Origin of the sequence: Corynebacterium sp. (genome assembly GCF_030538285.1) — a bacterium.
GTDB lineage: Bacteria > Actinomycetota > Actinomycetes > Mycobacteriales > Mycobacteriaceae > Corynebacterium.
The window spans coordinates 1-9,287 of sequence record NZ_JAUNUG010000068.1 but is presented as its reverse complement, the minus strand read 5'-3'; the positions used below and the strand labels follow the sequence as shown (position 1 = coordinate 9,287).

The 9,287-nt window shown below is 66.2% G+C and carries 10 protein-coding genes, 1 pseudogene and 1 riboswitch; of the genes and pseudogenes, 4 read left to right on the top strand and 7 right to left on the bottom strand.

Annotated elements, in window-relative coordinates; genetic code table 11:
* Window positions 1–157, bottom strand: a pseudogene (locus Q4G50_RS13870) (Resuscitation-promoting factor Rpf1); the annotation flags it as partial.
* Window positions 158–164: 7 nt separating this feature from the next.
* Window positions 165–351: riboswitch (cyclic di-AMP (ydaO/yuaA leader) on the bottom strand.
* A gap of 335 nt (window positions 352–686) precedes the next feature.
* On the opposite strand from Q4G50_RS13870, the gene Q4G50_RS13865 reads away from it, so the two are divergent.
* Complete coding sequence (locus tag Q4G50_RS13865) at window positions 687–1,070, top strand: cold-shock protein (RefSeq protein WP_303378242.1); 384 nt, start codon at window positions 687–689, stop codon at window positions 1,068–1,070.
* Window positions 1,071–1,141: 71 nt separating this feature from the next.
* Here Q4G50_RS13865 and Q4G50_RS13860 read toward each other — a convergent pair whose 3' ends face one another.
* Together Q4G50_RS13860 and Q4G50_RS13855 are read right to left on the bottom strand one after the other, a co-directional pair.
* Entirely contained in the window at window positions 1,142–1,702 is a 561-nt protein-coding gene (locus Q4G50_RS13860; RefSeq protein ID WP_303378241.1) for a DUF2771 domain-containing protein, read from the bottom strand.
* Between the two features lie 11 nt (window positions 1,703–1,713).
* Window positions 1,714–2,496 carry a glutaminyl-peptide cyclotransferase gene (locus tag Q4G50_RS13855; protein WP_303378240.1) on the bottom strand — a complete coding sequence of 261 codons (783 nt, stop codon included), beginning with the start codon at window positions 2,494–2,496 and terminating at the stop codon, window positions 1,714–1,716.
* 19 nt (window positions 2,497–2,515) lie between these two features.
* Between Q4G50_RS13855 and Q4G50_RS13850 the strand changes: the two genes are divergently transcribed.
* Entirely contained in the window at window positions 2,516–3,211 is a 696-nt protein-coding gene (locus tag Q4G50_RS13850; RefSeq protein WP_303378239.1) for a DUF3027 domain-containing protein, read from the top strand.
* Here the strand turns inward: Q4G50_RS13850 and Q4G50_RS13845 are convergent.
* Entirely contained in the window at window positions 3,208–3,915 is a 708-nt protein-coding gene (locus Q4G50_RS13845; protein WP_303378238.1) for an aminotransferase class IV, read from the bottom strand. The genes Q4G50_RS13850 and Q4G50_RS13845 overlap by 4 nt on opposite strands.
* A 126-nt stretch (window positions 3,916–4,041) precedes the next feature.
* Between Q4G50_RS13845 and Q4G50_RS13840 the strand changes: the two genes are divergently transcribed.
* Window positions 4,042–5,520, top strand: coding sequence for an NCS2 family permease (locus Q4G50_RS13840; protein WP_303378237.1), 1,479 nt, complete (start codon window positions 4,042–4,044; stop codon window positions 5,518–5,520).
* The gene (locus Q4G50_RS13835) at window positions 5,520–6,320 is read left to right on the top strand and encodes an RNA methyltransferase (protein WP_303378236.1); all 801 of its coding nucleotides are present in this window, start codon (window positions 5,520–5,522) and stop codon (window positions 6,318–6,320) included. The genes Q4G50_RS13840 and Q4G50_RS13835 overlap by 1 nt, the downstream gene beginning before the upstream one ends.
* Here Q4G50_RS13835 and Q4G50_RS13830 read toward each other — a convergent pair.
* From Q4G50_RS13830 to serC, 3 genes are all read right to left on the bottom strand, one after another.
* Window positions 6,317–7,153: a hypothetical protein gene (locus tag Q4G50_RS13830; RefSeq protein ID WP_303378235.1), complete on the bottom strand. Its 837-nt coding sequence runs from the start codon at window positions 7,151–7,153 to the stop codon at window positions 6,317–6,319. The genes Q4G50_RS13835 and Q4G50_RS13830 overlap by 4 nt on opposite strands.
* Before the next feature lie 12 nt (window positions 7,154–7,165).
* A complete protein-coding gene (gene sepH / locus Q4G50_RS13825; protein ID WP_303378234.1) occupies window positions 7,166–8,071 on the bottom strand; it encodes a septation protein SepH in 906 nt (301 codons plus the stop codon).
* 95 nt (window positions 8,072–8,166) lie between these two features.
* Window positions 8,167–9,287: phosphoserine transaminase (serC, locus tag Q4G50_RS13820; RefSeq protein WP_303378233.1), on the bottom strand; the 1,121-nt coding region annotated here is incomplete at its 5' end.

The following is a 9,287-nucleotide window of genomic DNA, read 5'->3' as shown; positions in this document are numbered from 1 at the left end:
AGTTGCCGCCGGCCTCACACTGTGCGAGTCGGTCCCAGTCAGAATCCGGGGCGGCAGCGGCGGCCTGTGCCAGCCGGGCTGCGGCGGCGCCGAACGCGGCGGTGGTGGCGGCGAACTTAGCTGCGAAGGATGCGGTCTTGACGCTGTGACGTGCCATGGTGGTGTGTTCCTCTCATGTTGGCGCCTGCGAGGTGAGCTGTCGGGTTCGGGCGGAGGATCACAGTGTCACTGTGCCCGGCCTCCTGGTGGAGGCTTCACCCCGAGGGAGGCAACTGGTGATGCCCACCGAGTGCTGGCCTGGGTGGCCAGCGTTGGTTTCCCCGCCCCTGTCCGCATGGGTTATTCACGTTTGGTCGCACGTGGCGCGCAGCTCCTTCGCCTCCCGGACAGGGTTCGGCGTGGGTGGCAGTGTCAGGGTTCTGCGCTGTGCCTGCCCGATACGATAACGGTTTATAACGTTTCAGTCACGTCCAACTCTCGAATTGGTGGAGATTGCGACGCATGGGGCGATGGTCGGGTCTGAAGTAGCAGGTCAAGAGGGTAGCCCCGCCTAATATGATTCACATCACACTGCGGAGCTTTGTAACGAAAACCCGCAGCGGAGCGAAATATCAGGGTTTGACCCGGCGGGGGTATAATCATCTCTTCACTGTCAATACCATCTACAGAAGGGACCGGTGAACGCTGTGCCGATCGGCAAGGTGAAGTGGTACGACGCCGACAAGGGATTCGGTTTCGTCTCCAACCCAGGAGACGAGGACGTCTACGTGGGCAAGCAGGTCCTGCCTGAGGGCGTCGAGGAGCTCGTCCCCGGCCAGCGCATTGAGTTTGATTTTGCGGCCGGTCGCCGCGGCCCGCAGGCGCTGCGCGTCAAGGTGCTGGATACCCCGCGCCGTCGCGCGGTCAACCGGCGCAAGCCGGAGGAGCTGGGCAGCCTGGTCCAGGATCTGATCACCGTGCTGGAGTCGCAGGTTCAGCCGGGCCTGGCGGCGGGCCGCTACCCGGACCGTCCCGTCGGGCGGAAGGTCGCGGAGATTCTGCGCGTCGTGGCCAAGGAGCTCGACGCCTAACACCACCCGAAGATACCGCGAAGCCCCTTTTCCAGCGGAGGAAAAGGGGCTTCGCGGTATGTTCGGGCGCCTTAGTCGGTCTCCGGTGCCTCAAGGACATCGCCGTCTTCCATGGTGCTCAGCGACCACACGGTCGCGTAGGGGGTTTCCTCGCCATTGTCGTCGAGGCCGATCATGGCGGAGGAGATCTCCACGACCATGAGGCGGGGGCGGGCCTCACCTTCGGTGACGGGGTCGACGGAGCCGGGGATTTCCACAGTGGTGGCATCGTAGGCGCCGTGGAGCTGCTGGTAGTTGGCCGCCGGATCGTCGTAGATCATGAGCAGCTGCCAGTCATGGTCGTGGATTTCCTCGGGGATCTCCAGCGTGAGGGTGTCTTCGGCGCCGAGCGGCAGGTTCGGCACCTCACCCTCGGGGCACTCCAGACCCGGCTCGCACACGATATACGGGGCGACATCGATGGTCTCGGTGCCGTTGGAGGCAGCGACCGTGACGTCGTGGGGCTGCGGTCCGGGGCGGTTGTTCCACCAGTTCTGGGCGAGCACCGCCGCCACAACAATGATCACGACAGCGATCAGGAGGGTGAGGAACTGCAGCAGCGACTTCTGGCGCGCCTTCTTCGCGGTGGACATGGCAGTCAATCCTACTCAGCCGGGACCAGTTCGACCTCGTAAAGGTCGGGCCAGCGTTTCCCGGCGAGCAGGAAACGATCAGTGCCCGGCAGGTGGGCGATGCCGTTGAGGACGTGGTTGGGATCGGGTTCGGCGTTGTTCGGCAGGGCGGAGGCGTCGATGAGGGCGGTGACGGTGCCGGCGGCGTCGATACGCAGGATGTCGGTGGACAAGAAGACGTTGGCGTAGACATCCCCGTCGACGCACTCCAACTCGTTGAGCCCGCTCTGCTCCTTACCGTCGAGGGTGACCTCAACGCGTCCTAGTTCCGCGAAAGTATCCGGGTCGAGGCGGCGCAGCTGGGAGGTGCCGTCGGACATGATGAGCTCAGACCCCGTGGAACACAGCCCCCAGCCTTCGCCGGGGTAGGAGGTGCGGTCGAGCTCCGCGAGAGTCTCCGCGTCGCGTTTCACTGCGATGCCGGCCTGCCAGGTCAGCTGCCAGATGTGATCGTCGTGGCGGGTGATGCCCTCGCCGAAGAACTCTGGTTCCAGGTCGACGGAGTTCAATTCCTCGCCGGCCATAGTGGAGCGGTAGAGGCGTGATTCTCCGTGCCAGCCGGTGCCGACGAGCAGCGTGCCGGATTCTTCCACCTCCAGGCCCTGCGTGAAGCTGGTGTCATCGAAGGGATGCGTCGCGATGATCTCTGGCACCAGACGCTCCACCTCCGCTGGTTGGGCGGCCTCCGGGGAGCAGGCGCTGAGCCCCACGGCGGAGCTCAGGGCGGTGATAGTGGCGGCGACGCGGTGACCCATGCACCTCATTGTGCCGTACATGGCCCATAATGAGGGCGTGTCCGCCAATCATCGTCGCCGTAACAATCCGCTTCTCGACGCCCGCGCCGTCGACCTCGCCCGCGCCGCCCTGGAGGAACTCGGGGACGGCCCCGTCGGCGAGCACATCGGCGTGCAGGGGTTGACGAAGAATGTCGCGACGCACCGCTTCGCCGCCGACGTCCCCGGCTATTCCGGATGGGAGTGGAACGCTGTCCTGGCGTGCGCCTCCGGATCCCGGTACGTCACCGTCAACGAGGTGGCGCTGGTGCCCGCCCCCACCGGCGAGGCGCTCCAGGCCCCCGAATGGGTGCCCTGGTCCGAGCGGATCCGGCCCGGCGACCTCGGCCCCGGCGACATCATGCCTCCCGAGCCCGGTGATGAGCGCCTCAGCGACGAGCGCACACTCAGCGAGCGCGGCCTGGAGGATGCCAAACAGCGCTGGCGCACCGGCGACTTCGGACCCACCAGTGAGATGGCGGAGAAGGCCTCCCTGCACTGTCGTACCTGCGCCTTTTTCGTGACTGTCGGCGACGTGTTGGGGGAGAACTTCGGGGCGTGTGTCAACGAGTACTCCGCCGACGGGCACATCGTCCACGCCGCCTACGGCTGCGGCGCACATTCGGATACCCCGCCGGACACCCTGCTCGATGACGATGCCCCGGACGCCTTCGACGACGAATCGCCGATATTCTAGACCTCGTCGGCCAGCTCCCACATCCGAGCGTTGATCTCCCGGTGGGTGGGTGCCCCCATTCGGGGTGGGTTTGTGTCGCGCGGGGTCAACACGGAGCCGTACTCCAACCAGCCGGTCACCTTGCGCACGCCTTCCACCGAGCTGAGCAGCCACGTCTCGTGAGAGCGGAGCTGCTGCATGGTGAACCCCTCGGGGTGTTCAACAACACTTACGCCCGCTTCTGTGAGCATCTCGAGTGCCGCGTTGAGCGTAATCGACTCCACCGCCCGGGGATGCGCGGAGATGTTCGCGGTGCCGTCCTTGAGGAAAAGGATCGCGGAGAAAATGCCGGAGATGACCATGCCGCGCTCGTCGATAAGCAACCCCGCATCGGAACCGGAATGCCGCAACATGTTCAGCTGCCGGATCTGCCAACCGAAGTCCGGGCCCTTCCGGGTGGGGCGTCGCCGCTGGTCAGGGATGCCTTCGGCGTCGACGGTGGCTTCCTCGCGCGGCATGATCGCCGGGGTGAGGGTCACCGTCAACGAGGTGCGCCCCACCTGGATATGAGGGCGGAAAATGCCGGGCCCGGCCTCCCGCAGCTGCTCCCGAACTTCCTCGACCGCATCCGGGTTGTCCGCGGCCTCGCTGCGGAGACGATCCAGATGCGCGTCCAGGTTGGCGACACGACCGTCGCGCATCATAAACGTCGAGGTGTACAACACGGGGGCAACTCCTTGGCTTCGAGACGCCCATGAATCTACCGAAGTTTTGTGGATTGCACGGTGAGGTGAGAAATTAACGACGTAACAACAACCTCTCACCGTTGAACCTGAACAGGAAAACCGCACATGAGCACACCCGTGCAGTCGCCGGAAAAAGTGGATCAGCCGGACCGGGGCTTCCTCGACCGCTACTTCCACATTTCTGAGCGGGGGTCGTCCGTCGCTACCGAGATCCGGGCAGGCGTGGTCACCTTCTTCGCGATGGCCTACATCATCATCCTCAACCCGCTGATCATCGGCACCACCGAAGACGTCAACGGCACCACGCTCGGCGTCCCCCAGGTTGCGGCCGTCACCGCCCTGGCCGCCGGTGTCATGACCATCGCCTTCGGCTTCATCGCCCGCTACCCATTCGGCATCGCCGCAGGCCTGGGGCTGAACACCCTCGTCGCCGTGACGATGGTCGCCGGTGAGGGCCTGACCTGGCCGGAAGCCATGGGCCTGGTGGTCCTCGACGGCATCATCATCGTCTTGCTCGCCGTCTCCGGGTTCCGCTCCGCCGTGTTCAAGGCCATCCCCGCCTCCATGAAGGCCGCGATGGGTGTCGGTATCGGCATGTTCATCGCCATGATCGGGCTTGTCGACGCCGGCTTCGTCCGCCGCATCCCCGATGCCGCCGGCACCACCGTCCCCGTCGGCCTGGGTATCGACGGGTCCATCTCCTCCTGGCCCACCGTCACCTTCGTCCTGGGCCTGATCATCTGTGGTTTCCTCGTGGTGCGGAAGATCCGCGGCGGCCTGTTCCTGGGCATCCTGGCCACCACGATTATCGCCATGGTCGTGGAGACCATGACCAAGTCGGGCCCCTCCTTCGTCGACGGTGAGCCCAACCCGACCGGCTGGTCCCTGGCCGTGCCGGTCATCCCGGACGGCTTCGGCGGGCTGCCGGATCTGTCCCTGGTCGGCGCCGTGGACATCTTCGGCGCTTTCACCCGCGTCGGCGTGCTCGCCGCCTCACTGCTGGTGTTCACCCTGGTCCTGGCCAACTTCTTCGACGCCATGGGCACCATGACCGCCCTGGGTAAGCAGGGCAACCTCGTCGACGACAACGGTGTGCTGCCCGACATGAAAAAGGCCCTCGTCGTGGAGGGCTTCGGTGCCATCGTCGGCGGCGCGACCTCCTCGTCCTCGGCCACCGTCTACGCTGACTCCTCCGCCGGCGTCGCCGATGGCGCGCGCACCGGCCTGGCGAACATCATCACCGGTGTCCTGTTCCTGCTGGCCATGTTCCTCACCCCGCTGTACGAGGTCGTGCCGATCGAGGCGGCCGCCCCGGTCCTGGTCATCGTCGGTGCCCTCATGATCGCCCAGATCGTCGATATCGAGTGGACCCAGTTCCACATCGCCCTGCCGGCCTTCCTCACCATCGTGGTCATGCCGTTCACCTACTCCATCGCCAACGGCATCGGCGTGGGTTTCATCGCCTTTTCCCTCATGGCTGTCGCCGCCGGCAAGGCCAAGGAGGTCCACTGGATCATGTGGCTCGTCTCCGCCCTGTTCGTCGTGTTCTTCGGCATGGATCCCATCCTCGAAGCCATCGGCTGATGCGCCTACTTATCGACGACCCCGCCGACCCCCGCCTCGACGACATCCGGGACCTCAACCGTTCCGATGCCGCCGGTAGGCGTCTGGTCATCGCCGAAGGCCCCCTCGTGGTGGGCCGGCTGCTGGAATCCCGCTTCCCGGTGCGCTCCATCATCGGCTTCGGTCCGAAGCTCGATGTCCTCGGCGCCCTCGACGCCCCGACGGGCATCCCGCAGTACGAGGTGACCCGGGAAACCCTGGCGGCGGTCGCCGGTTTCGACATGCACCGCGGACTCCTGGCCGTCGCCGACCGCGCCCCCGAACCGAGCGTGGCGGAGATCCTCGCCACCGCCCGCACCATTGTCGTGCTCGAAGGCGTGGGGGACCACGAGAACATCGGCGCCATGTTCCGCAACGCCGCCGGCATGGGCGTCGATGCCATCCTCTTCGGCAACGGCTGCGGCGACCCGCTCTACCGGCGCGTCGTCCGCGTCTCCATGGGACATGTCCTCCGCCTGCCCTACGCGCACCTGGACGGCAGCTACACCACGTGGCAACGCTCTCTCACCGAGCTTGCCGACGCCGGGTTCCACCTCGTCTCCCTCACCCCCGACCCGGAGGCCACGCATCTGGCCGACGCCCTGGCAGGAAAGGACAAGGTCGCCCTGCTCGTCGGCGCCGAGGGGCCGGGGCTCACCGAGCACGCCATGCGCGCCACCGATGTCCGCGCACGCATCCCCATGGCCCCAGGCACTGATTCGCTCAACCTGGCCACCGCCGCCGCGATCGCCTTCTACGAGCGGGAACGCTCCCTGCGCTAGTCCTTCCGGTCGGAGTGCCGGATCTTCTCCTGCACCCACCTCGTCGCCGCGCCCAGGCGCCGCACGGTGCCGGATCCGGCCCTTTTCGCCGCCGACAGCGTCCGGTCCGCCCAGTGGGTGGGCACCGGAGTGTCCTCCGTGCCCTCCTCATAATCGTCGTAGCCGGTGGACAGGGGGGCCGGCTCGCGTCGATAAGCAGCCTCCTTGGCGCGCCGCGGACCGTCCACCGACCGCGGCGCCGGGCGCCCGTCCACGGCATAAGCCACGACATGGATGTCGGGACCGTCGGGCGAGACATCCACCCCCAACCAGCTGCGTTGCGCCTCCGCGACGAGATCCAGCGGCTCAAAAGGCAGCGAGATACCGCCGATGGGCTCGGCCTTCTCCCCGGCCCAAAAAGGCGCCTCAAATGGCGCGGGCAACCCCAGATCCTCAAAAGTGCGGGTGCGTTCCGCACACAGCGAACGCTTGAGCACCCCGCCGCGCCAATGCGCGATCCCGCCATAACCGCTCTCCGGGTTCGCCGCGAAAGCGAAGACCTCCGCCGCGGGCACGGAATCCAGCAGCCGCGGATTGAGCTCCGAGAGGGCGGGGGAGTCCTCCAACACCGTCTGCACGATAGTCACCCCCGGAAACCCCGCCACATAAAACTCGCCCGAGGAAGCCTGTGCGGAGCGGTTGAGGGGAAACTCGCCGATGGGCGTGATCTGCCACTTCGGGTTGAGCTGCGCCAGATATTTCAGACCGAAACCTCGGTCCGCCTTCGGCTCCGCGTCAATGACCCGCGCCGGGTCCGCGGCCGTGACAAACCACAAGGTAACCACATTCCGCATGACCTGACCCCCTTAGCTGCGCGGGCGCTTCGTGTTCGTACGGACCCCCAGCAGGACATCCTCCCAGTGCGGGGTCACCGCTTTACGACGCCGCCGCGCCGGCGCCTTCTCCTCCGGATCCGGATGGCGCAGGAAATCCTCGCCCTCCAGCTCATCCGGCACCGCCTCAATCTCGGCGGTATCAGCAGCATCGACATCCTCATCAAAGTCCCGGGCACCCCTGCCCACCGAGGTAAGCGTGCGCACCGGCTGCACGAAATCCGGGTCCGTGAGATCCGCGGCGACCGCGTTGCGAGCCTCCGCCGTCGGCTGGGAGGTGGCATGACCGTGGATCGACCACTCCGCCTCGTTCTCCGACAACCCGGCAGTCCAGGACACCCGCACCACCCAGGTGGCATCCTCCTCGCGGAAGGCATCCCACTGAGCCTCTGACACCGTGTGCCCGCGGGCGGCGAACGCCGCGGCCAGTACCTCCCACAGCGTCAACTTGGCGGGGCCGTTCTCACGCACAGGGTGTGCCTGCTTCGCCAGCTCCGCCATCCGCGCCCGCTCCAGCAGCACCGGATGTGCGAAAGGTTCCACCCGTGAGGGGGCCACACCCATCTCCTGCGCGAGCTCATCGACGGAGGCGCCCGCGCGGACCCGGCCCTGAATCTCCCGGGGCCGCATGGTCAACGGGGCGGTGAGCAACGGATCGGGGGAAGGCAGGGAGCGCTCCTTCTCCGGCTGTTCATCGGAGGCGGCTTCCGGCTCCTCCACAGCGGCGGGTTCCGGCTCGGGAACCTCCGCCGTGAGCAGGGCACGCGTAGACGCCAGGTCCAAGGATGTGACATCGAGGAAGAACTGCTCGCCATCATCGGTGCGCAGCACCAGGGACGTGGCGGACGACTCGTCGGGGACGAGGAACAACTCGCGCATGCGTTCTCCTTAGATCGTGATGAATACCACCCTAACGCAGACATGCGCCGGACCGGGGGAGGTCCGACGCATGTTGTGCAGCGTATGAATGCCGTCTACTGCGTGGCGACACCCGAGTCGAGGACATGATCGATCGCCTTGGTCAGGGTCACGATGTCCTGGGAGTCAATCGCCGGGAACATGCCGATACGCAGCTGGTTGCGGCCCAGCTTGCGGTAAGGCTCAACATCCAGGATGCCATTGGCGCGCAGCACCTTCGCCAGGACAGCCGCGTCGACGGAGTCATCGAAGTCGATGGTGCCGACCACCAGGGAACGCTTCGCGGTGTCGGTGACGTACGGGGAGGTCTCCGCACGGTTCTCGGCCCAGGAGTACAGGGCATCGGAGGAAGCGGTGGTGCGGGCGACCATGCCGTCCAGGCCGCCGTTGTCGTTCATCCACTTGACCTGGTTATCCAGCATGAGCATGGTGCCCACGGCCGGGGTGTTGTAGGTCTGGTTCTTCAGGGAGTTGTCCACTGCGGTCTGCAGATCGAGGAAGGCCGGGATGAAACGACCCGACTCCTTGATCTTCGCGATGCGCTCCATCGCCGCCGGGGACATGGCGGCGAACCACAGGCCACCGTCGGAAGCGAAGCACTTCTGCGGGGAGAAGTAGTAGACATCGGTGTCAGCGATATCCACCGGCAGGCCACCGGCGCCGGAGGTGGCGTCAATGACAATGAGCGAACCATCGGAGCCCTCCGGGCGGACAATCGGGACCATCGCGCCGGTGGAAGTCTCATTGTGGGCCCAACCGATGACGTCGCAGCCCTCCATGGCCTGCGGCTCGGGAGCATCGCCAGCCGGGGCCTCAATGACGGTGGGCTCCTCCAGCCAGGGCGCCTGCTTGGAGGCCTTCGCAAACTTGGAGGAGAACTCGCCGTAGGACAGGTGGCCCGACTTGCTTTCGATGAGGCCGAAGGTGGCGGCATCCCAGAAGGCGGTGGCGCCACCGAGGGACAGGATGATCTCATAGCCCTCCGGCAGGGAGAACAGGTCGGACAGGCCCTCACGGACCGAACCGACGAGGTTCTTTACAGCCGGCTGACGGTGGGAGGTGCCGATGATGTCGCGGCCGCCGTCGACGATGGCCTGGAGCTGCTCCGGGCGCACCTTGGACGGGCCGCAGCCGAAACGACCGTCAGCGGGGATGAGATCTGCGGGGAGGGTGGGGA

Excerpts from the sequence above, each read along its gene's own strand:
- Q4G50_RS13830 (WP_303378235.1), bottom strand. The coding sequence starts at position 7,153 with ATGCGGAATGTGGTTACCTTGTGGTTTGTCACGGCCGCGGACCCGGCG.
- sepH (WP_303378234.1), bottom strand. The coding sequence starts at position 8,071 with ATGCGCGAGTTGTTCCTCGTCCCCGACGAGTCGTCCGCCACGTCCCTG.
- Q4G50_RS13835 (WP_303378236.1), top strand. The coding sequence starts at position 5,520 with ATGCGCCTACTTATCGACGACCCCGCCGACCCCCGCCTCGACGACATC.
- Q4G50_RS13850 (WP_303378239.1), top strand. The coding sequence starts at position 2,516 with ATGGCCCATAATGAGGGCGTGTCCGCCAATCATCGTCGCCGTAACAAT.
- Q4G50_RS13855 (WP_303378240.1), bottom strand. The coding sequence starts at position 2,496 with ATGGGTCACCGCGTCGCCGCCACTATCACCGCCCTGAGCTCCGCCGTG.
- Q4G50_RS13860 (WP_303378241.1), bottom strand. The coding sequence starts at position 1,702 with ATGTCCACCGCGAAGAAGGCGCGCCAGAAGTCGCTGCTGCAGTTCCTC.
- Q4G50_RS13840 (WP_303378237.1), top strand. The coding sequence starts at position 4,042 with ATGAGCACACCCGTGCAGTCGCCGGAAAAAGTGGATCAGCCGGACCGG.